Annotated in this window: 21 protein-coding genes and 2 tRNA genes; 9 read left to right on the forward strand and 14 right to left on the reverse strand. The window is 69.9% G+C overall.

Annotated elements, in window-relative coordinates:
• Positions 1-70: 70 nt before the first annotated feature.
• Positions 71-143: transfer RNA gene (locus ABZY20_RS15645), tRNA-Ala, on the reverse strand.
• 181 nt (positions 144-324) lie between these two features.
• Here ABZY20_RS15645 and ABZY20_RS15650 point away from each other — a divergent pair.
• Complete coding sequence (locus ABZY20_RS15650) at positions 325-873, forward strand: DNA-binding protein (RefSeq protein ID WP_356441888.1); 549 nt, start codon at positions 325-327, stop codon at positions 871-873.
• Positions 874-1,181: 308 nt separating this feature from the next.
• On the forward strand, positions 1,182-2,699 hold the full coding sequence (locus tag ABZY20_RS15655) for a protein kinase (protein ID WP_356441889.1): 1,518 nt from the start codon (positions 1,182-1,184) through the stop codon (positions 2,697-2,699).
• An 85-nt stretch (positions 2,700-2,784) separates the two neighbouring features.
• Here ABZY20_RS15655 and ABZY20_RS15660 read toward each other — a convergent pair whose 3' ends face one another.
• Together ABZY20_RS15660 and ABZY20_RS15665 are read right to left on the reverse strand one after the other, a co-directional pair.
• Entirely contained in the window at positions 2,785-4,098 is a 1,314-nt protein-coding gene (locus ABZY20_RS15660; protein WP_356441891.1) for a hypothetical protein, read from the reverse strand.
• 179 nt (positions 4,099-4,277) lie between these two features.
• Positions 4,278-4,406, reverse strand: a complete 129-nt coding sequence (locus ABZY20_RS15665; RefSeq protein ID WP_003999697.1) for a DLW-39 family protein — start codon at positions 4,404-4,406, stop codon at positions 4,278-4,280.
• Between the two features lie 337 nt (positions 4,407-4,743).
• Here ABZY20_RS15665 and ABZY20_RS15670 point away from each other — a divergent pair, with 337 nt between their 5' ends.
• A complete protein-coding gene (locus ABZY20_RS15670) occupies positions 4,744-5,103 on the forward strand; it encodes a DUF6344 domain-containing protein (RefSeq protein ID WP_356441893.1) in 360 nt (119 codons plus the stop codon).
• 116 nt (positions 5,104-5,219) lie between these two features.
• Here ABZY20_RS15670 and ABZY20_RS15675 read toward each other — a convergent pair whose 3' ends face one another.
• The 11 genes from ABZY20_RS15675 to dnaA all read right to left on the reverse strand — a co-directional run bounded on the left by ABZY20_RS15675 (position 5,220) and on the right by dnaA (position 19,808).
• The gene (locus tag ABZY20_RS15675; protein WP_356441895.1) at positions 5,220-5,981 is read right to left on the reverse strand and encodes a hypothetical protein; all 762 of its coding nucleotides are present in this window, start codon (positions 5,979-5,981) and stop codon (positions 5,220-5,222) included.
• Positions 5,982-6,044: 63 nt separating this feature from the next.
• Positions 6,045-6,629, reverse strand: coding sequence for an ALF repeat-containing protein (locus ABZY20_RS15680; RefSeq protein WP_356441896.1), 585 nt, complete (start codon positions 6,627-6,629; stop codon positions 6,045-6,047).
• A gap of 205 nt (positions 6,630-6,834) precedes the next feature.
• Positions 6,835-6,911: transfer RNA gene (locus ABZY20_RS15685), tRNA-Ile, on the reverse strand.
• Positions 6,912-7,023: 112 nt separating this feature from the next.
• Positions 7,024-7,836, reverse strand: a complete 813-nt coding sequence (locus ABZY20_RS15690) for a DUF3566 domain-containing protein (RefSeq protein WP_356441898.1) — start codon at positions 7,834-7,836, stop codon at positions 7,024-7,026.
• 18 nt (positions 7,837-7,854) lie between these two features.
• Positions 7,855-10,443 (reverse strand): DNA gyrase subunit A, encoded by a 2,589-nt coding sequence (gene gyrA, locus ABZY20_RS15695; RefSeq protein WP_356441900.1) that lies wholly within the window; start codon positions 10,441-10,443, stop codon positions 7,855-7,857.
• A gap of 42 nt (positions 10,444-10,485) precedes the next feature.
• Positions 10,486-12,546, reverse strand: coding sequence for a DNA topoisomerase (ATP-hydrolyzing) subunit B (gene gyrB, locus ABZY20_RS15700; protein WP_356441902.1), 2,061 nt, complete (start codon positions 12,544-12,546; stop codon positions 10,486-10,488).
• A 387-nt stretch (positions 12,547-12,933) separates the two neighbouring features.
• On the reverse strand, positions 12,934-13,464 hold the full coding sequence (locus tag ABZY20_RS15705; RefSeq protein ID WP_356441904.1) for a DciA family protein: 531 nt from the start codon (positions 13,462-13,464) through the stop codon (positions 12,934-12,936).
• Positions 13,461-14,582, reverse strand: coding sequence for a DNA replication/repair protein RecF (recF, locus tag ABZY20_RS15710; RefSeq protein ID WP_356441906.1), 1,122 nt, complete (start codon positions 14,580-14,582; stop codon positions 13,461-13,463). Before recF ends, ABZY20_RS15705 begins: the two co-directional genes overlap by 4 nt.
• Before the next feature lie 36 nt (positions 14,583-14,618).
• On the reverse strand, positions 14,619-15,494 hold the full coding sequence (gene gnd, locus ABZY20_RS15715; protein WP_356441908.1) for a phosphogluconate dehydrogenase (NAD(+)-dependent, decarboxylating): 876 nt from the start codon (positions 15,492-15,494) through the stop codon (positions 14,619-14,621).
• Positions 15,495-15,701: 207 nt separating this feature from the next.
• A complete protein-coding gene (gene dnaN, locus ABZY20_RS15720; RefSeq protein ID WP_356441910.1) occupies positions 15,702-16,832 on the reverse strand; it encodes a DNA polymerase III subunit beta in 1,131 nt (376 codons plus the stop codon).
• Positions 16,833-17,714: 882 nt separating this feature from the next.
• A complete protein-coding gene (gene dnaA / locus ABZY20_RS15725; protein ID WP_356441912.1) occupies positions 17,715-19,808 on the reverse strand; it encodes a chromosomal replication initiator protein DnaA in 2,094 nt (697 codons plus the stop codon).
• 375 nt (positions 19,809-20,183) lie between these two features.
• Here dnaA and rpmH point away from each other — a divergent pair, with 375 nt between their 5' ends.
• The 6 genes from rpmH to rsmG all read left to right on the forward strand — a co-directional run bounded on the left by rpmH (position 20,184) and on the right by rsmG (position 23,736).
• Positions 20,184-20,321 carry a 50S ribosomal protein L34 gene (rpmH, locus tag ABZY20_RS15730; RefSeq protein WP_003956500.1) on the forward strand — a complete coding sequence of 46 codons (138 nt, stop codon included), beginning with the start codon at positions 20,184-20,186 and terminating at the stop codon, positions 20,319-20,321.
• 21 nt (positions 20,322-20,342) lie between these two features.
• Positions 20,343-20,714: a ribonuclease P protein component gene (gene rnpA / locus ABZY20_RS15735; protein WP_356441914.1), complete on the forward strand. Its 372-nt coding sequence runs from the start codon at positions 20,343-20,345 to the stop codon at positions 20,712-20,714.
• Positions 20,711-21,085 carry a membrane protein insertion efficiency factor YidD gene (gene yidD, locus ABZY20_RS15740; RefSeq protein ID WP_356441916.1) on the forward strand — a complete coding sequence of 125 codons (375 nt, stop codon included), beginning with the start codon at positions 20,711-20,713 and terminating at the stop codon, positions 21,083-21,085. The genes rnpA and yidD overlap by 4 nt, the downstream gene beginning before the upstream one ends.
• Positions 21,086-21,088: 3 nt before the next feature.
• Positions 21,089-22,369 carry a membrane protein insertase YidC gene (gene yidC / locus ABZY20_RS15745; protein WP_356441918.1) on the forward strand — a complete coding sequence of 427 codons (1,281 nt, stop codon included), beginning with the start codon at positions 21,089-21,091 and terminating at the stop codon, positions 22,367-22,369.
• Positions 22,370-22,384: 15 nt separating this feature from the next.
• Complete coding sequence (locus ABZY20_RS15750) at positions 22,385-22,897, forward strand: R3H domain-containing nucleic acid-binding protein (RefSeq protein ID WP_356441919.1); 513 nt, start codon at positions 22,385-22,387, stop codon at positions 22,895-22,897.
• A 122-nt stretch (positions 22,898-23,019) separates the two neighbouring features.
• Positions 23,020-23,736 carry a 16S rRNA (guanine(527)-N(7))-methyltransferase RsmG gene (gene rsmG / locus ABZY20_RS15755; RefSeq protein WP_356441921.1) on the forward strand — a complete coding sequence of 239 codons (717 nt, stop codon included), beginning with the start codon at positions 23,020-23,022 and terminating at the stop codon, positions 23,734-23,736.
• Positions 23,737-23,798: the final 62 nt, after the last annotated feature.

Consider the following 23,798-nt stretch of genomic DNA (forward strand, 5'->3'; position numbering starts at 1 on the left):
CTCGGCCGGCCCGGGGCGCGAAAAAGCCCTCCGCCACCGCGTTCCCGCAGGTCGGAGGGCATCTCCACAGTGGAGCCTAGGGGAGTCGAACCCCTGACATCTGCCATGCAAAGACAGCGCTCTACCAACTGAGCTAAGGCCCCTCACAAAGACGTCCGACCGGGCAAACCGCATCCCGGCGGGCGTCGGAGACCAGAGTACCGGGTCACCCCCGTGATTCCGCAGCAGGATTGGGGGTCCCCGTCGCCGACCACTCTCCGTAAGATGCTCGGCGTGGTTCGCTACCGCGAACCGCCGTACTAGGGGAAGCGATGGGGAGACGCAATGGACGCCGCACAGCAGGAAGCCACCGCCAGAGCGCGGGAGCTGCAGCGGAACTGGTACGGGGAGCCGCTGGGGGCGCTCTTCCGTAGGCTCATCGACGATCTTGGTCTCAACCAGGCTCGTCTCGCGGGGGTGCTGGGGCTGTCCGCGCCGATGCTGTCACAGCTGATGAGCGGTCAGCGGGCGAAGATCGGCAATCCGGCTGTGGTGCAGCGCGTGCAACTGCTGCAGGACCTGGCGGCGCAGGTCGTGGACGGCAGTGTGAGCGCCGCCGAGGCCACCGAGCGCATGGACGAGATCAAGAGGTCGCAGGGGGGCTCGGTGCTCAGCAACACCACGCAGACGACGAGCAGTTCGGGAGCGCCCACGGTCAAGCGGGTCGTCCGCGAGATCCAGTCGCTGCTGCGCTCGGTGGCGGCCGCGGGCGACATCATCGAGGCCGCGGACACCCTCGCCCCGACCCATCCGGAGCTGGCGGAGTTCCTCCGGGTCTACGGCGCCGGCCGCACCTCGGACGCGGTGGCGCACTACCAGGCCCACCAGAGCTGATCCCACCGCCCGGCCGCCGAGGGGGTCCGGCAGCGGGCTGTGAGTGAGGTGACGGGGGTCGCGTCGCGATACGGACGGGCACGAGGGGGCGTGTGCCGTACGGGGGACCGGTCGACGCGGGGGGACGGATCGCTCATCGGGGGAGCCGGGGACTCGGAGAATTCGGGGACATCGGGGGAGTCGGGGGACTCACGGAACCTGGAGGGCTCGGGGGAGCCCCGGGAGCCGTTTCGCCCGTCGGGGAGTCGCCGTGCTCGCCGAGGGGGAAGCAAGGGGGAAAGCCGCAGGGGGAGGAGCGACGTACAGCCATGGGTGAGGTCTTCGCCGGCCGGTACGAACTGGTCGACCCGATCGGACGGGGAGGGGTCGGTGCCGTCTGGCGCGCCTGGGACCACCGCCGCCGCCGTTACGTGGCCGCCAAGGTCCTGCTGCAGAGCGACGCGCACTCGCTGCTGCGCTTCGTCCGCGAGCAGGCCCTGCGGATCGATCATCCCCATGTGCTCGCCCCCACCAGCTGGGCCGCCGACGACGACAAGGTCCTGTTCACCATGGACCTGGTCGCGGGCGGATCGCTGGTCCATCTCGTCGGGGACTACGGCCCCCTGCCGCCGGCGTTCGTCTGCACCCTGCTCGACCAGCTGCTGGCGGGCCTGGCCGCCGTGCACGCGGAGCACGTCGTCCACCGTGACGTGAAACCGGCCAACGTCCTGCTGGAGGCCACCGGCACGGGCCGGCCGCGGTTGCGGCTGTCCGACTTCGGCATCGCGATGCGGCTGGGCGAGCCGCGCCTGACGGAGACCAACCTCGTCGTGGGCACGCCCGGTTACCTCGCGCCCGAGCAGCTGATGGGTGCCGAGCCGGACTTCCCCGCCGACCTGTTCGCCGTGGGACTGGTCGCGCTGTATCTGCTGGAGGGCGCCAAGCCGGACAGCAAGGCGCTGATCCAGTACTTCGCCGAGCACGGGACGCCGGGTGCGCCCAAGGGCATCCCGGAGCCGCTGTGGCAGGTGGTGGCCATGCTGCTGCAGCCCGACCCGGAGGCCCGGTTCCGCACGGCCACGGGGGCACGGAAGGCGCTCGCCGCCGCGGCGGAGCTGCTCCCGGAGCCGGGCCCGGACGACGAACTGATCGAGATCTTCGACCAACTCGGGCCGCTGCCCAAGGGGTTCGCCCCGGAGGGTCCCCTGGAGAGGGCTCGGGGACTGGGGCCGAGAGAAGCGCCCCCCTCGCTGGACGGGGCGTCCCGGGACGAGCGTCCGGCTCCGACGGGAACGGGCTCCCGGCAGCGCGCCGAAGCCACAGGTGACCGCACCGGCAGCGCGCTCGGTGCGGCGGCCGCGGGTTCCGACCCCCGCCGGAGCACAGACCACTCGGAGCCCCCGTCCAGCCCGTCCGCCCCGGCGCAGCCGATCTCCATGTCGGACACCGGCAGCTTCCATCTGCCGCCGCCCCAGGCCACGGTGACCTCCTCCCCCGCTCCCGGACAGCCGCACCAAGCCCAGGCCCAGGGCCAGGCCCCGTACCAGCAGTCCCCCGTCTCCCCCTACGACCTCACCCACCCGCTGCCCCCGGTGTCCCAGCCGCTCCCCCCGGCGTATCCGAGCCTGCCCCTGCCGCCCGCGGAGCAGGAGCGGTACCGGGCCGACACGTCCACCGCCTCGTACACCGCTCAGTCCCCGCAGACCCCGCCGGCCCGCCAGAAGCCGTCACGGCACCGGGCCCGCAGGCCGTCCCGCCCGGGCCCTCCGGCCAAGGTGGCGATCCCGGTCCTGCTCCTGGCCCTGGTCTGCTACGCGGTGGGGTTCTGGGCGCTGACGCGCATCTGACCCCGCGCGGGGACGGCCCTCCCGGCGGCCCGTACCCGGCACCGGTCCCACGGGGGCGGCACCCGGCTCCCCGGACGGCGCTCCGCTACGCCACGCCCCGCCGCCGGGCCAGCACGGTCCACACCCCGAGTCCCACCAGCAGCGCGCTCCCGGTGCCGATACCGCCCACGGCGACCACCCGCATCACGGTGTCGTCGCCGGTCACGGGCACGCCCTCCGCGGCCGCCTCGCGTTCCTGGTCCGAGACCTCGAAGGCGCCCCTCGGCACGGACTCCCCCGCGTACACGGGCCCGCCCTCGGGCTCGCCGCTCACCCGCACGCGCAGGGTCAGGTTGAAGGGCCCTTCCCCGAAGGTGTCGGCGACGCTCTCCGCGAGGTGGGCGGCGAGGTAGTAGGAGCCGGCGAAGCGCATCGCGCTCACCTGGCCGCCGGCGGCGTTGCGGTTGGCGTGGTCGACCGGCGCCAGGGGCGGCAGGCTGCCGGAGTTCTGGTCGCCGTCGTAGCCGACGTTCACCTCGGCGACGTGCCCGCGTGCGGGGTTGTAGAGGTCGAGGTCGAGGGCGCCGGAGGTGTAGCCGGTCGCGCCGGACTCGATGCTGCCGAGGTCGGCCGTGACGGCGAGCTGCTGGCCCCAGTCGACCGGCACCGCGTAGAAGAGGGTCTGGCCGGGCCGGATGCCGTCGCGCCAGACGCCCTCGTCGAGGGGGGTCGCGCCGGTGAAGCCCGCGCCGCCGCGGCGGCGCTCGGCCGTGCCCTGGAGCGGCTGGGGCGTGGCGGAGTTCCACGCCTCGGGCGCGCCGGTGGCCGCGGCCTGCTCCGTTCGCGGCTCGGTCATGGCGAGGATCTCCAGGTCCCAGGGGTCCGGTGAGGAGCCCTCGCCCTCGGGGTCGGCGCGCTCGACGGTCACGTAGTACGCGCCGGCGTTCCGGCACAGCGGCTTGGCGGGTGAGATCTCGCGCATGCCCCAGGCCGCGATCGGGTGCGGGCTGCGGGCCGCGCCGAAAGGGACGCTGTCGAAGGAGCAGGAGTTGCCCTCGGCGTCCTGCACGGACACCTCCAGCCCGTCGATGACGGAGACCGTGCTGTCGGGGGAGGGGACGGCGGTGACGGAGACGTAGGCGTTGGAGACGGAGTCGAGCTGGAGGCTGTAGCTGACCTTGCCGCTGCCCGGCAGGGAACTCCGGTACGTCGTGCCGGGCTCCAGGGGCTTGGCGTCCGCGGTGCTCCTGGCTCCCTCGATGCTGCGGGCACCGTCGGCGAAGGCATAGGGGACCGGGGTTACGGAGACCTCTTCAGCCGCGGCGGCCACTCCCGGCCCCACAGCGGCCGTGGTCGCCAGCACCACCGCGACGGCGCCCAGGCGCACGGCCGTGGACGACCGGCCGCTCCACGCCCCCACGCGCGGCCCCCGCGCCGTACGACACCGTCCCCTCACGCGCCATCCCTCCCCGTCACCGGACCGCGGAACCGTGAACCGTGGCCCATCCTGCCTCGCCGACCGGGCTCACGACCGTCCCTCGGCACACAAAACCCCGACCGCGAGGCGGCCGGGGTGTGCTCGAAAGGGGTTGTCGTGACTCACGAACCCGTGGGCACGGAGTCGGTCGCCTCCGTCCACAGATCCTGCTCGGCGCGATCCGCCTGGATCTGGCGGTACACGAGGAGCCCGCCGATGGCGGCCAGTGCGACCAGGAGAAGCTTCTTCACCGCGCGACCTCGTCTTTCCTTGACGTAGGGGACCTCTGGCGCCCGACTATACACACCGACCGATACCGATCGGTGACCTGCGTCGGCCCTCAACTCCCGCCCCGGACACCGGGATAGAAGCGGAGTCCGCCGCTCTGATCGGAGGGTGATCACACCCCGACGGACGGTCACTTTGTCCGCTGCGGCCCCCTCTCCCTCCCTTTTTACCGCTCTTGCGCCCATACGGGTGGTGTTCATCTGAACATCGCGGCGCCACGGGCGTCGGTCCACCACTTCTCGCGCCCCATACACATCATGAGGAAAGTACGCAAATCGCCCGACCCGAAAGTGAGGGGCCATGGCCCGGAACAAGGTCATGAAGCTGTGGACCACCATCGTCACCGCCTTCCTCGCGCTGTGCACGGCGCTCGGATTCGTCACCACGACCGCCGCCGCGGCGGTACCGCAGACGGAGCCGAAGCGCAACAGCGAGCGCATCCCGCACCAGCGGACGGCGCCGGCGGTGTCCCCCTGGACCCAGGCCAGGGCCCTGCCCCCCACGATGAAACAGCGCATCCGCGCCGAAGCCCACGGCAAGACCCCGCGGTGCCGCCACCGCTCCCTCACGGACACGTCGACCCCGCCGGGCACCGACCGCTGTGACGACGACCCGGACGCCGACGCCGACGCGGATCACCTCACGCCCCTGCAGCGCTGAGACTCCCGACCCACCCGACCCGGCGAGATGCGTACAGGCCCGGCGGCTCGACAGAGCCGCCGGGCTTTCTCATGCCCGGATGACGCCCCGGCCCGCCCCAAGGGCGGGACGGAAAGCTACTCGGGTGCGCTCACCTGCACCGGCTCCCCGAAGTCCTCGAACGTCACGACGTTGCGCGCCGGCCTGCCGGACATTTCGAGCCACTGCTCGAAGCGCACGACACGGCCGGATTCGGCGACCCACACGTCACAGGCGAAGTCCTCGGTGCCCGTGGCGCGCATCCTGTCGTACAGCCGACGGTCCACCGTCCGGAGCCGCTCCTGGCCGAGCGTCCCGGAGAGGCGCTGCGCCGGGACTCCGCCCACCTTCTCCGGACCTTTGCGGGCCTTCGGCCCGAGGTCCAGGAGCATCTGTGCGTAGGCCCCGTAGTCGGCCAGTCCCGAGCCCGGGGAGTCGAGCCCCGCGCGCTGCCACTCCCCGTCCGCTCCCTCACCGTCGAGCAGGCGCGTGTAGGTGGCGTCCTCCAGCAGGATCGTCTCCGAGCCGAACGCCTGGTCCTCCGGGACACCGTCCGCGGTGCGCAAGGTCAGCTTGCCCGTGGGGGCCGGCCCGTTGAAGTTCATGCGGCCGGACATCACGACGGTCAGCGTCGTGCCGGTGTAGGTCTCCGCAGTGATCTCGGCCGAGTACGGCGCCGGATCGGCATTCCTGAGCGCCGCAGCGACGTCGAACGACCCGGGGGACCCCGGCGTCGCCGATCCCCCGCTCGTCGACGCCGGAGCGGGCGCTTTCCCGGCATCCCCGGCGCCCCCGGCACCACAGCCGGTGAGCAGGACGACAGCCGCGACACCGGCCGTCACGGTGACCAAGGGACGCATGACCAGGGACCTCCTCGAACACGACAGACGGGAGAGTCTGTCATGAGCACAACCGGCGCCGTGCTAGCCGACCTGGTACCGGCCGACCTCCAGGAAGTGGCGCAGGGCCTCAGGGGTGTTGTCGTCGAGGGCGGCCCCGGCCGCTGCGCGCAGGGCGTCGCTGATCGTGGGGTCGGCGAGGAGCCGGGCGATGGCGACCCGGTCGTCCTCGGCCTGGGCCAGGCGGTAGCCCGTCTCCAGCCAGGCGCGCATCTGCTCGGGATCGCGGTCGTCGAGCAGCTGGTTGACTTCCGCGATGACGCGCCTGCCGCTGTCCGGGTCGGCGAGAATCCTGGTGAGCGCGACCCGGTCGTCCTCGGCCTGGGCCAGGCGGTAGCCCGTCTCCAGCCAGGCGCGCATCTCCTCCACGGTGCCGCTGTCGAGAAGCGCGTTCGCCTCCCGGATCACGCGCCTGCCGCTGTCGGGGTCGCCGAGGATGCGGGCTATCGCCACCCGCAGGTCGTGCACGCTCATCTCGTCGTAGGGCGAACCGGCCGTCGCGACGGTGACCGCGGGGGCGACGGAGGCGGCCATGGACGGCGTGGCGAGTAACAGCGCAGGGGCGAGAGCGCCTGCGGCCACGGCGAGGATCACGCGAGTCGGTCTCATGAGGTCAACCACCTTCGTCCTTCGGGGAGTGATGCCTGGATCCTCCCAGAGGGGCGTGGGCCGACGCAGTGCCATGATCAGGCAGCCTTCGCCGCTCCTGCTTGCCGGTGGCTCACACCCCTGCCGTTGTGCATGCGCGGCATGAGCGACCCGCTCCACCAGACGGCAAAGACCCCCGGTCGCATTCGACTGGGGGTCTTCTCACTGGTGGGGCTAACAGGATTTGAACCTGTGGCCTCATCCTTATCAGGGATGCGCTCTAACCAACTGAGCTATAGCCCCGCCGCGCTCTGCGGTGTGTCTCCCGCGCGCTGACTCCTGAAGATTAGCGCACGACATGGGCAGTCCCAAAATCGGTTGTCCGGACGCCGTCACCAGGGGCTGCGCGGGTGCGTCACTCGTCCTCGGCGAGCGTCAGCTCCACACCGCCCACGAAGCCGGCGGAGAGGTTGTAGATGAACGCGCCGAGCGTCGCGAGGGCCGTCGCCAGGACGACGTCGATGACCGCGATGATCGACGTGAACATCAGGACGTTGGGCAGCGACAGGAAGGCCTGCAGGTCGAAGCCGTTGGACTCGTTCGAGCCGGTGGCCTCGGAGATCGTGCCGCCGACCGTCGAGAACACGCCCATCGCGTCCATGACCATCCACAGCACGGCGGCCGCGACGATCGTGCAGATGCCGAGCGCGATCGAGAGCAGGAAGCTGACCTTCATCACCGACCACGGATCGGCCTTGGCCACCCGCAGCCGCGCCTTGCGGACCCGCGGCGTGGTCCGCGCGCCCGTGCGCGGACGCCGTACGGCACCGGCGGCGCCCCCCGTGCTCCCCGCGCCGCCCGCACCCTGCGCCGCATAGGCCTGCGGCGGGTGGTACGGCCCGGCCTGCTGCTGCGTCTGGCGCTCTCCCGGCAGCGGGGAGGCCTGCTGCGCGGCGCCCTGGTCGGGGGCGGCCGGCTGCGGCTGGGCGGCGGAGGCGGCCGGGCCCGCGCCCGGCTTGTGCTGGGTCTGCGGACCTCTGCTGTCCGTCACAGTTCCCCCCTGGGATCCCTGCGTGGCGGGCGAGGACGAGTCCTTGGCCGGGGACTTGATCGCCTTCAGGTTCGTCGTGTGCGGATCGGCCGCACGCGCGGCGGAGCCACGGCCGCCGCCGTCCGTCTCCGTACCCTTGGAGGTACCGGCCGGTCCGGCGCCCGTGGCTCCGCTCACGCTGACTCACTCCTCGTGCTACTCGGCCGAGGGCGCCTCACCCTCGTCCGTACCGGTGGTCCCGGCGTTCTGGGCGGACTCGTCGACGACCACGTCGCCGTCGACCTCCTCCGCCTCCCGCCCCGCCTCGGCGTTGCGAGCGATGCCCACGACGGCATCGCGCTTGCCCAGATTGATCAGTTGGACGCCCATGGTGTCACGGCCGGTTTCCCTGATCTCGTTGACCCGCGTACGAATCACGCCGCCCGACAGCGTGATGGCGAGGATCTCGTCGGTCTCCTCGACCACCAGCGCGCCGACGAGGGATCCGCGGTCCTCCACGATCTTGGCGGCCTTGATGCCGAGACCGCCGCGACCCTGGACGCGGTACTCGTCGACAGCGGTCCGCTTCGCGTACCCGCCGTCTGTGGCAGTGAACACGAACGTACCGGGTCGAACAACATTCATCGAGAGCAGCTCGTCGCCCTCGCGGAAGCTCATGCCCTTGACACCGGAGGTGGCCCGGCCCATGGGACGCAGCGTCTCGTCGGAGGCGGTGAACCTGATCGACTGTGCCTTCTTGCTGATCAGGAGCAGATCGTCGTCGGACGAGACGAGTTCGGCACCGATCAGTTCGTCGTCCGAACCGTCCTGCATGGAACGGAGGTTGATCGCGATCACACCGCCGGAACGGGGCGAATCGTAATCCTTCAGAGGCGTCTTCTTCACAAGTCCGGCCTTGGTGGCGAGCACGAGGTACGGGACCGCCTCGTAGTCGCGGATGGCCAGGATCTCGGCGATCGCCTCGTCGGGCTGGAAGGCCAGCAGGTTCGCCACGTGCTGACCGCGCGCGTCCCGGCCGGCGTCGGGCAGCTCGTAGCCCTTGACGCGGTAGACGCGGCCCTTGTTGGTGAAGAACAGCAGCCAGTGGTGGGTGGTGGACACGAAGAAGTGGTCGACGATGTCGTCTTCCTTCAGCTTCGTGCCGCGCACGCCCTTGCCGCCGCGCTTCTGGGCGCGGTAGTCGTCGGTCTTGGTGCGCTTGATGTAGCCGCCCCGGGTGACCGTGACGACGATGTCCTCCTCGGCGATCAGGTCCTCGATGGACATGTCGCCCTCGTACGGGATCAGCTTGGTCTTGCGGTCGTCGCCGTACTTCTCGACGATCGCGGCCAGTTCCGCGCTGACGATGCCGCGCTGGCGGACCGGGGAGGCCAGGATCTCGTTGTACTCGGTGATCTTCGCCTGGAGTTCGTCGTGCTCCTGGACGATCTTCTGGCGCTCCAGGGCGGCGAGCCGGCGCAGCTGCATCTCGAGGATGGCGTTGGCCTGGATCTCGTCGATCTCCAGGAGGCTCATCAGGCCCCCGCGCGCGATCTCGACGGTGTCGCTGCGCCGGATCAGGGCGATGACCTCGTCGATGGCGTCCAGGGCCTTCAGCAGGCCGCGCAGGATGTGCGCCCGCTCCTCGGCCTTGCGCAGCCGGAAGCGCGTACGGCGGACGATGACCTCGATCTGGTGCGCCACCCAGTGGCGGATGAACGCGTCCAGCGACAGCGTGCGCGGCACGCCGTCGACCAGCGCCAGCATGTTGGCGCCGAAGTTCGTCTGCAGGTCGGTGTGCTTGTAGAGGTTGTTCAGCACGACCTTGGCGACCGCGTCCCGCTTCAGCACGATGACCAGGCGCTGGCCCGTGCGCGAGGACGTCTCGTCGCGGACGTCCGCGATGCCGCCGATCTTGCCGTCCTTGACGAGGTCGGCGATCTTCTGGGCGAGGTTGTCCGGGTTGACCTGGTACGGCAGTTCCGTCACCACCAGGCACTGGCGGTTCTGGATCTCCTCGACCTCGACGACCGCGCGCATGGTGATCGAGCCGCGGCCGGTGCGGTACGCCTCCTCGATGCCGCGGCGGCCGACGACGAGCGCGCCGGTCGGGAAGTCCGGGCCCTTGATGCGCTCGATGAGCGCGTCCAGGAGCTCCTCGTGCGAGGCCTCCGGGTTCTCCAGGTACCACTGGGCACCGGCGGCGACCTCGCGCAGGTTGTGCGGCGGGATGTTGGTCGCCATGCCGACCGCGATACCGGCCGAGCCGTTGATCAGCAGGTTCGGGAAGCGGGCCGGCAGGACGGTCGGCTCCTGGGAGCGGCCGTCGTAGTTGTCCGTGAAGTCGACGGTCTCCTCGTCGATGTCGCGGACCATCTCCATCGACAGCGGCGCCATCTTGCACTCGGTGTACCGCATGGCCGCGGCCGGGTCGTTGCCCGGGGAGCCGAAGTTGCCGTTGGAGTCGACGAGCGGCATGCGCATCGACCAGGGCTGGGCGAGGCGCACCAGGGCGTCGTAGATGGAGGAGTCGCCGTGCGGGTGGTAGTTGCCCATCACGTCGCCGACGACGCGGGCGCACTTGTAGAAGCCGCGCTCGGGGCGGTAGCCGCCGTCGTACATGGCGTACAGGACGCGGCGGTGGACGGGCTTGAGGCCGTCGCGGACGTCCGGCAGCGCACGCGAGACGATGACGGACATCGCGTAGTCGAGGTAGGAGCGCTGCATCTCCGTCTCGAGCCCCACGGGCTCGACACGCAGCGTCTGTCCCTCGTCAGGCGTGACGGGAGTGTTCTCGTCGGTCATTGCTGGTGAAGATCCTTCCTGTGGCGGTCAGCTGAGACCGACTCAGATGTCGAGGAACCGGACGTCCTTGGCGTTGCGCTGGATGAACGCGCGGCGGGCCTCGACGTCCTCGCCCATGAGGACCGAGAACAGGTCGTCGGCCTGGGCGGCGTCGTCGAGCGTGACCTGGCCGAGGACGCGGTGCTCCTGGTCCATGGTCGTGATGCGCAGTTCCTCGGCGTTCATCTCGCCGAGGCCCTTGAAGCGCTGGACCGAGTCCTCCCTGATCCGCTTGCCGGCGTTGCGGCCCATCTCGATCAGGGCGTCACGCTCGCGGTCGGAGTACGCGTACTCGAAGTCGTCCTTGCCCCACTTGATCTTGTAGAGCGGCGGACGGGACAGGTACACGTGCCCGGCCTCGACCAGCGGCCGCATGAAGCGGAACAGGAAGGTCAGCAGCAGGGTGTTGATGTGCTGGCCGTCGACGTCGGCGTCCGCCATCAGGATGATCTTGTGATAGCGGAGCTTCTCGATGTCGAAGTCCTCGTGCACACCCGTGCCGAACGCGGAGATCATCGCCTGGATCTCCTGGTTCTGCAGGATGCGGTCGATGCGCGCCTTCTCGACGTTGAGGATCTTGCCGCGGATCGGGAGGATCGCCTGGTACTGCGGGTTGCGGCCGGACTTGGCCGAACCGCCGGCGGAGTCACCCTCGACGATGAAGATCTCGCACTTGGTGGGGTCGTTCGACTGGCAGTCGGAGAGCTTGCCCGGCAGGGACGCCGACTCCAGCAGGCCCTTGCGGCGCGTCAGGTCGCGCGCCTTGCGGGCCGCCACGCGCGCGGTGGCCGCCGCGATGCCCTTGCGGATGATGTCCGCGGCCTCGTTGGGGTTGCGGTCCAGCCAGTCGGCGAGGTGCTCGTAGACGACCTTCTGGACGAAGGTCTTGGCCTCGGTGTTGCCCAGCTTGGTCTTCGTCTGGCCCTCGAACTGGGGCTCGCTCAGCTTGACCGAGATGATCGCGGTCAGACCCTCGCGGATGTCGTCACCGGTGAGGTTGTCGTCCTTCTCGCGCAGCAGCTTCTTGTCGCGCGCGTACTTGTTGATCAGCGAGGTCAGCGCGGCCCGGAAGCCCTCTTCGTGCGTACCGCCCTCGTGGGTGTGGATGATGTTGGCGAACGAGTACACGCCCTCCGTGTAGCCGCCATTCCACTGCATGGCGACCTCGAGGGACAGCGCCCGGTCCCGGTCCTCGGCCTCCAGGTCGATGACGGTGGGGTGGACCGCCTCCCCCTTGCGGGAGTTGAGGTACTTCACGAAGTCGACGATGCCGCCCTCGTAGTGGTACGTGACCGTCTTGACCTCGGCGGTCTCGTCGGCGCCCGCCTCGTCCGCCCCGGAGGTGGCCTTCGCGGACTCGCGCTCGTCGGTGAGCCTGATGGTGAGGCCCTTGTTGAGGAACGCCATCTCCTGGAAGCGCCGCGAGAGCGTCTCGAAGGAGTACTCGGTGGTCTCGAAGATGTCCGCGTCGGCCCAGAAGGTGACCGAGGTGCCCGTCTCCTCGGTGGCCTCGTGCTGGGCGAGCGGCGCCGTGGGGACGCCCATCTTGTAGTCCTGCGTCCAGCGGTGGCCGTCGGTCTTGACCTCGACGGCGACCTTCGAGGACAGCGCGTTCACGACGGAGACACCCACGCCGTGCAGACCGCCGGAGACGGCGTAGCCCCCGCCGCCGAACTTGCCGCCCGCGTGCAGCACGGTCAGCACGACTTCGAGGGCCGGCTTGCCCTCGGAGGCGACGATGCCCACCGGGATACCACGGCCGTTGTCGACGACCCGGACGCCGCCGTCGGCGAGGATCGTCACGTCGATGGTGTCCGCGTGGCCGGCCAGCGCCTCGTCGACCGAGTTGTCGACGACCTCGTACACGAGGTGGTGCAGTCCTCGCTCACCGGTCGAGCCGATGTACATGCCGGGTCGCTTGCGGACCGCGTCCAGACCCTCGAGGACGGTGATGGCACTGGCGTCGTACGAGGCGGTGACCTCGCCGTTGGAGGTGATCGCCTCGCTGGTCACGCCTTCGTCGGTGGACGGGATGTTCTCGTTGGGGTTGCCGGAATCGGCCACGAAGCGCCCTTTCTGGCACAGCACGAGCCAGGCTCGTCGGCGGGTTGCCGGAGCGGCTGCGGCATGTTGCGTTGGTAAGCCTTGATCAGCGTTGCTCAGCTTTTCCCGGACGGTCCCCACGATGGGGGCGGGATTGCTTCCAGTCTACCGGTAGCACTGACACTGATGGGGGTTTGCCGGTACCTGAGTCCGCATGTGCCGCCCTCGACGGGTCTTGTCCGACTCCCGATATACGGATGGGGGCTCCAAGGGGCTCACGGCGGCACTCAGCGCTTCCGGCCGTCAACCCTTTGCTACTTCGCAGTCAGGTCGGGATCCGCGACCGCGCGCGGCGGCATGCCGAGCGGTTCGCGCCCGCTTACCCGGGCCGCGCAGACGTGATGTAAGTCACCTGTAAGTGTCGCCGGGTCCGGTGCTGCCGGGGGCGCGCAGAGGGCCGTACCGACGGGCGGGAGCACTCGGTCCCAGGACCTTGATGAGGTGCACCGTGCCGTGGCCGAGGTCCTCGTTGAGGCGCGCGACCAGGGTCGGGGCGAGCAGCCGGAGGTTCGTCGCCCAGGCCGTCGAGTCGCAGCGCACGATCAGCACGCGCTCGTCCTCGTCGTACTTCTCCGGCTCGCAGTGCTTGGCCACGTCCTCGCCGACGATCTGCGGCCAGCGCCCCATCACCCCGCCCACCGCGGCCGGGGCCTCCCAGCCGCGCTCGGTGATCAGCCGGTTGATCGCGGAGCCGAGCGCCATCGGGTCACGGCCGTCGGCCCGCGCGCCGGAGCGCAGCCCGCCGCCCCTGCGCGCCTGCTTCTTCTGCTGCGCCGCGTCCCCACGCGCGCGTGCGGCGTCCTTCGCGGCGCGCAGCGCCACGCGCGCGAGGTCGACACCGGACGGCTCGGGGCCCTTCTGCGGCTCCTGCTCGCTCATACGCGCTCCACCGCCCCCTCGGACACGGAGAACCGCGTCCCGGACAGCACATGCGGTACGTCGTCGTCGACCGCGGCGGTCACCAGGACCTGCTCGCCGGGCGCGACCAGCTCGGCGAGACGCTCCCGGCGACGGGAGTCCAGCTCGGCGAACACGTCGTCGAGCACCAGCACCGGCTCGTTGCCCTCCGCCCTGAGCAGGTCGTACGAGGCCAGGCGCAGCGCCAGCGCGTAGGACCAGGACTCGCCGTGCGAGGCGTAGCCCTTGGCGGGCAGCTGGCCGAGCTTGAGCAGCAGGTCGTCGCGGTGCGGGCCGACCAGGGTGACACCGCGCTCGATCTCCTGCTTGCGCGCCTCGGCGAGCGCGGCCATCACCTGCTCGAACAGGTCCTCGCGCGTGTGCGCGTCACCGGGCGCGGACGGCTTGTACTCCAGCCCGACCGGCCCGCCGCCGGGGGCGAGCTGCTCGTAGGCCTTGTCGGCCAGCGGCCGCAGCGTGGCGATCAGATCCAGGCGCTGCGCGAGCAACTCGGCGCCCGCGCGCGCGAGATGCTGGTCCCACACGTCCAGGGTGGACATGTCCATGCCGCGGCCGCCGTGCCGGCGGGCCAGCGCGGCCGACTTCAGCAGCGTGTTGCGCTGCTTGAGCACCCGGTCGTAGTCGGAGCGCACCCCGGCCATCCGCGGGGAACGGGCCGTGATCAGCTCGTCGAGGAACCGCCGCCGCTCCCCGGGATCGCCCTTCACCAGCGCCAGATCCTCCGGGGCGAACAGGACCGTCCGGACGATCCCCAGCACGTCACGCGGTCTGACCTGCGTGGACCGGTTGATACGGGCCCGGTTGGCGCGCCCCGGGTTCAGCTCGAGCTCGACCAGTTGCTGCCGCTCGCCCTGCCGCACCTGCGCCCGGATGACGGCACGCTCGGCGCCCATGCGGACCAGGGGCGCGTCGGAGGAGACCCGGTGGCTGCCGAGGGTGGCCAGATAGCCGACCGCCTCGACGAGATTGGTCTTGCCCTGCCCGTTCGGCCCGACGAAGGCCGTCACCCCCGGGTCGAGCGGGACCTCCACCCGGGGATAGGAGCGGAAGTCGGCCAGCGACAGATGCGTGACGTGCATGGTCGTTTCGCCGACCTCCCAGGCCTTCGGTGGTGCTTACTTCTTCTCGACCGCGTGGCCGCCGAACTGGTTCCGCAGCGCCGCGATCATCTTCATCTGGGGCGAGTCCTCCTGGCGGGAGGCGAACCGCGCGAACAGCGACGCGGTGATCGCCGGCAGCGGCACCGCGTGGTCGATGGCGGCTTCCACAGTCCAGCGTCCCTCACCGGAGTCCTGTGCATAACCCCGGAGCCCGTCCAGGTGCTCGTCCTCGTCGAGCGCGTTGACCGCGAGGTCGAGCAGCCAGGAGCGGATGACCGTGCCCTCCTGCCACGAGCGGAAGACCTCCCGGACGTCGGTCACGGAGTCGACCTTCTCGAGCAGCTCCCAGCCCTCGGCGTAGGCCTGCATCATCGCGTACTCGATGCCGTTGTGGACCATCTTGGCGAAGTGGCCCGCGCCGACCTTGCCGGCGTGCACGGCGCCGAAGTCGCCCTCCGGCTTCAGGGCGTCGAAGACCGGCTGCACCTTGGCGACGTTCTCCGCGTCGCCGCCGTACATCAGCGCGTAGCCGTTCTCCAGGCCCCAGACGCCGCCGGAGACACCGCAGTCCACGAAGCCGATGCCCTTGGCCGCCAGCTCCTCGGCGTGCTTCTCGTCGTCGGTCCAGCGGGAGTTGCCGCCGTCCACGACGACGTCGCCCGGCTCCAGCAGCTCGGCGAGCCGGTCGACGGTGGACTGGGTGGCCTCGCCCGCCGGGACCATCACCCAGACCACGCGCGGTCCGCTGAGCTTGCCCACAAGCTCTTCCAGGCTGTGGACATCGGCGAGGTCCGGGTTGCGGTCGTATCCGTAGACGGTGTGGCCGGCGCGGCGGATCCGCTCGCGCATGTTGCCGCCCATCTTGCCGAGGCCGACGAGACCGAGCTCCATCAGTTGTGTTCCTTAGGTTCTGCGACGTGGCGTGCCGGCACATACGTACCGCGGGTCACTCTGGTACCCGCGTCCGAGCCTAAACCCGGACGCTCGCGCACATCTGTGGGCATACGCGCTCACTCGTACGCCCTCACCTGCGGCTTTGTCCTCAGCCTGTGGACAACCACCGACGGATCCCGGCCGCTCGCCGGGCGCCGGGCGGGATCAGCCGCTGAGGCGCACCGGCATGATCAGGTACTTGTAGGCCTCGTCCGCCTCGGCGTCCAGCGCCGGCTTGCCGCTGAGCAGCGCGGGCTTGGTGGACGTCGTGAAGGACAGCTGGGCGACCGGGGAGTCGATCGCGCTCAGGCCGTCCAGCAGGAAGGTCGGGTTGAAGGCGATCGAGATGTCGTCGCCCTCGAGCTGGGCGTCGACCCTTTCCACAGCCTGTGCGTCGTCGCTGGAACCGGCCTCCAGAATCAGCACGCCCTGCTCGAAGCTGAGCCGCACCGGGGTGTTCCGCTCGGCGACCAGGGCCACGCGCTTGACGGCCTCCACGAAGGGGGCGGTCTCGATGACGGCGACGCTGTTGAACTCCGTCGGGAACAGCGTGCGGTACTTCGGGAGGTCGCCCTCCAGCAGGCGGGTCGTGGTCCGGCGGCCGGCGCCCTCGAAGCCGATCAGGCCCTCGCCCGAGCCCGAGCCGGACAGTGCCAGGGTGACCTGGTCGCCGCTGGTGAGCGCCTTGGCGGTGTCCAGGAGCGTCTTGGCGGGCACCAGGGCGACCGCAGAGGCGTCCGGGTTCTCCGGCTTCCACAGGAACTCGCGGACCGCGAAGCGGTAGCGGTCGGTGGACGCCAGCGTGACCGTGTCGCCCTCGATCTCGATGCGGACGCCGGTGAGGACCGGCAGCGTGTCGTCGCGGCCGGCCGCGATGGCGACCTGGGCGGCCGCGGAGGCGAAGACCTCACCGGGGACCGTGCCCGTCGCGTTCGGCATCTGCGGCAGGGCCGGGTACTCCTCCACAGGCAGGGTGTGGAGGGTGAACCGCGAGGAGCCGCAGACCACCGTCGCCCGGACACCGTCCGTGGAGATCTCCACCGGCCGGTTGGGGAGCGCGCGGCAGATGTCCGCGAGCAGGCGGCCGGAGACCAGGACCGTGCCCTCCTCCTCCACCTCGGCCTCGACGCCCACCCGGGCGGAGACCTCGTAGTCGAAGCCGGACAGGCTCAGCTGGCCCTCCTCGGCCTTCAGGAGCAGGCCGGCGAGGACAGGCGCCGGCGGACGGGCCGGGAGGCTGCGTGCCGCCCAGGCCACTGCCTCCGCGAGTACGTCGCGTTCCACCCGGATCTTCACTGTTGCCGCCTCCTGCTGTTGCCGGCGCTTCTCGCTCTGCCTGGCCCTCGTCGTCTGTCTCGGTGTCGACGGTCCCTGCGTCGGGGAGGACACCGGGAACCAGTCTGACGCACCGCACTGACAGTAGGTGCCTCTCGGGGTCAAGTCGTGACGAGGGGCGGTCGGGCACCGGAGAGCGAGTTGTGCACAGGACCCGCTTCGAAACGAATTCCGCTCTCTCTCTAGTCGGACGTAGTAGTAGGGGCTGTGGATACCGTGGATAACCACGTTTGCCCTGCTCAGAGCGGGAATTTTGTCCACGGGGCCTGTGGGTGGCGGCGGTGGACAACCGGGCGTCGCTGTGGAGAACAGAAAGTTCTGCACACGCCGTGCACAGGGCGAGGCGAGTTCTCCCCAGTGCCGTCCCCAGGTTTACCCACCTTTCCCACAGCCCAATCCGGCACCTCGGTGTGACGCCTTTCACTCGACCCGGTGAGGAGGCGCGTCAGGTTGCCGAACAGTGGACAGCCATGTGGAGAAGCGGCCGATCTCTGGGGACAACCGCCCCCAGCCTGTGGGTTGCCCGTGGACAACTCGGTGCACAGCCTGTGGACCGCCGCTTCGTCCACAGTCTGTGGAGATCGTTCGTCCACGAATCCACAAGCGGCTGAGCTGGTCTGATGGCCCTTCAACAGAGCCCCCTGTGGACACGATCTGGACAACTCCCCGGTCCCCAGGATGTGGACGGGAGAAAGTCACCGAATCTGTGGAGGGAGGCCGTAACCCGGCACGTATTCGAACAGAGGGGTGCGGGCCGGTGCCGGGCGGAACACCGGCGGACATGACGAAGGGCGCCCCCGGAAGTCCTCCGGAGACGCCCTCAGCGCTGTGCGGGGCCGGCCGTCAGCCGTTCTTGATGCGGTTGGTCAGCTCCGTGACCTGGTTGTAGATGGAGCGGCGCTCGGCCATCAGATTGCGGATCTTGCGGTCCGCGTGCATCACCGTCGTGTGGTCGCGGCCGCCGAACAGCGCGCCGATCTTCGGCAGCGAGAGGTCCGTCAGCTCACGGCACAGGTACATGGCGATCTGCCGGGCGGTGACCAGGGCACGGCCGCGGGAGGTGCCGCACAGGTCCTCCACGGTCAGCCCGAAGTAGTCCGCCGTCGCGCTCATGATGGCCGTGGACGTGATCTCGGGGGCCGAGTCGTCGCCGCCCGGGATCAGGTCCTTGAGGACGATCTCCGTCAGGCCCAGGTCGACCGGCTGCCGGTTGAGCGAGGCGAACGCCGTGACCCGGATCAGCGCGCCCTCCAGCTCGCGGATGTTGCGCGAGATCCTCGACGCGATGAACTCCAGCACCTCCGGCGGCGCGTTCAGCTGCTCCTGCACCGCCTTCTTGCGCAGGATCGCGATCCGCGTCTCCAGCTCGGGCGGCTGGACGTCAGTGATCAGGCCCCACTCGAAACGGTTCCGCAGCCGGTCCTCCAGCGTCACCAGCTGCTTGGGCGGCCGGTCGCTGGAGAGGACGATCTGCTTGTTGGCGTTGTGGAGGGTGTTGAAGGTGTGGAAGAACTCCTCCTGCGTCGACTCCTTGTCCGCCAGGAACTGGATGTCGTCGACGAGCAGGATGTCCATCTCGCGGTACCGCTTGCGGAAGCTGTCGCCCTTGCCGTCCCGGATGGAGTTGATGAACTCGTTGGTGAACTCCTCCGAGCTCACGTACCGCACGCGCGTGCCCGGGTAGAGGCTGCGCGCGTAGTGGCCGATGGCGTGCAGCAGGTGCGTCTTGCCGAGCCCGGACTCCCCGTAGATGAAGAGGGGGTTGTACGCCTTCGCGGGCGCCTCGGCGACGGCGACCGCGGCCGCGTGCGCGAAGCGGTTGGAGGCGCCGATGACGAAGGTGTCGAAGAGGTACTTCGGGTTCAGCCGCGCGGTCGGTTCCCCGGGGCCGGTCGCCGGCGCGGGCTGCGCGGCCAGCGGGCCGGGCGCACCGGTCGTGGGCAGATTGGGCCCGACCGGGCCGCCCCGGTGGACGTGCCCCGAGCCGGCCGGCGGGTCCGGCAGCTCCCGGCGGACCGGGTCGCGCTGGTCGTAGTCGGGCCGCGACGTGTCGTAGGAGGAGCGGTCCATGGGCTGCGGACGGTAGTCCTGGCCGGGGGACCCGTAGCTGTCCTGGGGCTTGTACGCGTCCTGTGAGCCGTAGGAGTCCTGGGATCCGTAGGAATCCTGCGAACCGTACGAGTCCTGCGGCGGTGACGCGTACGGGTCACGCTCGGGGAAGCCGAGGCGCTGCTGCTGCCAGCCGTAGTCGTCCTGCTGCGGGCGCGGCCAGGCGCCCGGCTCGGGGCGCTGGTACTCGGACGGGTAGGCGGGGCGGGCCGCCGGGAGCTGATCTGCGCGCGTAGGCGGAAGCTGGTCGCCGCCGGTGCCCGGCAGCGGCTCCGCGCGGTGGCGGCCGTACCCCTCGTAGGGGTCGCGGTCCTTGCGCCCGTCGTATCCGTCGCGGTCCTGGCGGGCGTCGTATCCGTCGCGATCCTTGCGCCCGTCGTACGGGTCCCGGTCCGGACGGGCGTCGTATCCGTCACGGTCCTGACGGTCGTAGGCGTCCCGCTCCTGGCGGGCGTCGTAGCCGTCGCGGTCCTGGCGCGCGGAAGGGAGCTCGGGCTCCTCGTAGCGCTGCTGGTGGCGGGCGGGGGGCGCCGGGGTGGCCGGGGGCTCGCCGGCGGAGTCGTCGACGGTGATCGCGATCCGGATCGGGCGGCCGCACTCGCGGCTCAGCGTCTCGCTGACGACGGGCGCCAGGCGTCCTTCCAGCACGTTCTTCGCGAACTCGTTCGGAACGGCGAGCAGAGCCGTGTCGGCCACCAGCGCGAGGGGCTGGCAGCGCCGGATCCAGTGCTCGTCCTTCGCCTCGACACCTTGGCCGCGGCCCTCCCCGAGGAGCTGCTCCAATACGCGTGGCCACACTGCGGCAAGATCGGCAGGTACGTCAGCCACAGGGCACGCTCTCTCACGGGTCCCTCGAAGGTGTGATCCGGGGACGGGTCGGGATGTAAATCGGGTCGGGCAGGGATAAGGGAACGAATCGGAGTCCAGTCACGGTAGTCAGGGCGGCGGGTAGGGTTCAAGTTGTTGTCCCCAGCCTGTGGACAAGTGTCTCCCAGGGGCTCCCGGTTTGACCGGATGGCGTAGCCGCGCGTACCGTAACCAGGTCGAGTTGTCGATGGCTGCTGCCGCCTGCCTCCGATGGGCACAGATCACTGGGGTGATCGGTCAGCGGTGCACTCGGGCGTAACTGCGAGCTACTCGTGGGCGCACGGTGACAGCCAGGACGGCACCCCGCAACCACCGATTTCTTTCTGGAGCCCCCGAGTGAGCAAGCGCACCTTCCAGCCGAACAACCGTCGTCGCGCGAAGACCCACGGCTTCCGGCTGCGTATGCGCACCCGTGCCGGCCGCGCGATCCTCGCGTCCCGCCGTAGCAAGGGTCGCGCCCGTCTGTCCGCCTGATCCCGATCAGGTCATGACGTCGTGCTGCCCACCGAGAACCGGCTGAGGCGGCGCGAGGACTTCGCGACCGCGGTGCGGCGAGGACGCCGGGCAGGACGCCCGTACCTCGTCGTCCACCTTCGAAGCGGTGCCACGGACCCGCATGCGCCTGGGGAGAGCGCTCCCCCGACGCGTGCGGGTTTCGTCGTGAGCAAAGCCGTGGGTGGCGCGGTCGTGCGCAACAAGGTCAAGCGCAGGCTTCGCCACTTGATGCGCGAGCGAGTCGCCCAGCTGCCCCCCGGTAGCCTGGTAGTCGTACGAGCGCTGCCCGGATCGGGCGACGCCGACCAAGCACAGCTGGCCCGAGACCTGGATGCCGCTCTCCAGCGGCTGCTGGGAGGGGGCGCGCGATGAAGTACCCGCTGCTGGCTCTGATCAAGCTCTACCAGTGGACGATCAGTCCGCTGCTGGGGCCGGTCTGCAAGTACTACCCGTCGTGCTCCCACTACGGCTACACGGCCATCGACCGGCACGGTGCCATCAAGGGAACGGCACTCACGGCCTGGCGCATCCTGCGATGCAATCCGTGGTCGCTGGGCGGTGTGGACCATGTCCCGCCGCGCAAGCGCCCGCGGTGGCACGAAATGCTGCGCAACGCGTGGCGTGCACGCAAGGGCGGGCCCTCCGCCGCCGAACCGGCCACCGAGGGACAGACTTCTCCCACAGGTCAGTCCCGTCCCTCGAGCCCGGCCGCAGAGACACCGTCCCATGCCCAAGGAGCATGATTAGTGGACACGATCGCCAGCCTCTTCAGCTTCATCACCACACCCGTCTCCTGGGTCATCGTCCAGTTCCACTCGGTGTACGGCGCCATCTTCGGCCCCGACACCGGCTGGGCCTGGGGGCTGTCCATCGTGTCCCTGGTGATCCTGATCCGTATCTGCCTGATCCCGCTCTTCGTGAAGCAGATCAAGGCGACCCGGGCCATGCAGACGCTGCAGCCCGAGATGAAGAAGATCCAGGAGCGCTACAAGAACGACAAGCAGCGCCAGTCCGAAGAGATGATGAAGCTGTACAAGGAGACGGGCACCAACCCGCTCTCCTCGTGCCTTCCCATCCTGGCGCAGTCCCCGTTCTTCTTCGCCCTGTACCACGTGCTCAACAGCATCGCGTCGAACGACACCATCGGCGTGATCAACGAACGTCTGCTGGAGAGCGCCCAGAAGGCCCACATCTTCGGTGCGCCGCTCGCGGCGAAGTTCACCGACGGCGCCGACAAGGTGGAGGCCCTCGGGTCCTCCATCACCGACGTCCGGGTCGTGACCGCCATCATGATCATCCTGATGTCGGCCTCGCAGTTCTTCACGCAGCGCCAGCTGATGACGAAGAACATCGACACGACGGTGAAGACGCCGTTCATGCAGCAGCAGAAGATGCTGATGTACGTCTTCCCGATCATGTTCGCCGTCTTCGGCATCAACTTCCCGGTCGGTGTCCTCGTCTACTGGCTGACCACCAACGTGTGGACCATGGGCCAGCAGATGTACGTCATCCGCAACAACCCGACCCCGGGTTCCAAGGCTCAGGCCGCCTACCTGGAGCGCCTGCACAAGCACGTCATCGGCCACAGCAAGGTCAGCCGGCGCCGCGACCGGGCCATCATCAAGGCGATCGTCGCCAAGGGCCGTGACCGCAACGAGTCCGAGCGCAAGTTCATCAACGGCCTCACCAAGGCCGGCCTCGCCGCTCAGGCCGACGGCACGGTGATCAAGAGCGAGACCGCAGCCGCGGCCCAGGCCGAGGACGGCGCACCCGCCACCACCGGCACTCCGAAGCGGCAGCAGCCCAAGCGGCAGAGCAAGTCCCAGCGGCAGTCCGCCGCGGCCAAGGCGGCCGGTGAGCACCAAGAGCCGAAGACGTCGCTGACCAAGTCCGACGAGCCCGAGGCCGCCAAGCCCGCCGCCGCTGCCAAGAAGGGTGGAGCCAAGCCCGGCAACGGCACCCGCAGCAAGGCCCAGTCCGGACAGCGCAAGGGCCCGCAGCGGCCCAAGTCCCCGTCCAAGAAGTAAGAAGGAGTCCATCCCGTGACGGAAGGCACCACCTCCGCCGCTGCCGAGGGTGCAGACACCCTGACTCGCCTTGAGCAGGAGGGCGAGATCGCGGCGGACTATCTGGAGGGTCTGCTCGATATCGCCGACCTCGACGGTGACATCGACATGGACGTGGAGGCGGACCGCGCCTCCGTCTCGATCATCAGCGACACGGGCAGCCGTGACCTGCAGAAGCTGGTCGGCCGTGACGGTGAGGTCCTGGAGGCGCTCCAGGAGCTCACCCGTCTGGCCGTGCACCGTGAGACCGGTGACCGCAGCCGCCTGATGCTCGACATCGCGGGATACCGCGCCCAAAAGCGCTCCGAGCTGTCCGAGCTGGGCGCCAAGGCCGCGGCCGAGGCCAAGAGCAGCGGCGAGCCCGTGAAGCTCGATCCGATGACCCCGTTCGAGCGCAAGGTCGTGCACGACGCGGTCAAGGCCGCCGGGCTGCGCAGCGAGTCCGAGGGCGAGGAGCCGCAGCGCTTCGTCGTCGTGCTGCCCGCCTGATCGCTCCACGTTTTCCGGCCCCGTCTGTTGCGCAGGCGGGGCCGAACTTTGTCAGCCTGATAGTTCTGGTGGTTCTGGTGTCGGCGCGGGTGCGCTGACGCGGTACGGAAGGACGGTCCCCCGTGACGGAGGCAGCGGAGCTTCCCCCCGCGCCCGAGCAGGCGCGCGAGGTGTTCGGCGATCGTTTCGCGGATGCGGTGCGGTACGCCGAGCTGCTCGCTGAGGCGGGCGTGCAGCGCGGTCTCATCGGCCCGCGCGAAGTGCCCCGCCTGTGGGAGCGGCACCTGCTGAACTGCGCGGTGCTCTCGGAGGTCGTGCCCGAGGGCGTGACCGTGTGCGACGTCGGTTCCGGTGCCGGCCTCCCCGGCATTCCTCTGGCCCTGGTCCGGGAGGACCTGAAGATCACGCTCCTGGAGCCGCTGCTGCGACGGACCAACTTCCTCACCGAGGTCGTGGAACTGCTCGGCCTTGATCACGTGACGGTCGTACGTGGCCGGGCCGAGGAGGTCATGGGCAAGATCCAGCCCGTCCATGTCGTAACCGCCCGCGCCGTCGCGCCCCTCGACCGCCTCGCCACCTGGGGCATCCCGCTGCTGCGTCCCTACGGGGAAATGCTCGCGCTCAAGGGCGACACCGCGGAGGAGGAGCTGAAGAGCGCGTCGGCAGCGCTGAGCAAGCTGGGGGCCGTCGAGACGTCCATCCTGCATGTGGGTGAGGGCGTGGTGGATCCGATGTCCACGGTCGTGCGGGTCGAGGTCGGGGAGAGCCCGGGCGGGGTCCGCTTCGCGGCGAAGCGGGCCAAGGCGGCGCGCACGGGACGGACGCGTCGACGGCGCTGATCCGCCCTGCGGACGAGACGTACTCCACACAAGCTGCCAAACCTATGCATGCCGGAGTGTCG

The sequence above is a fragment of the Streptomyces sp. NPDC006624 genome (assembly GCF_040611555.1).
Classification (GTDB): domain Bacteria; phylum Actinomycetota; class Actinomycetes; order Streptomycetales; family Streptomycetaceae; genus Streptomyces.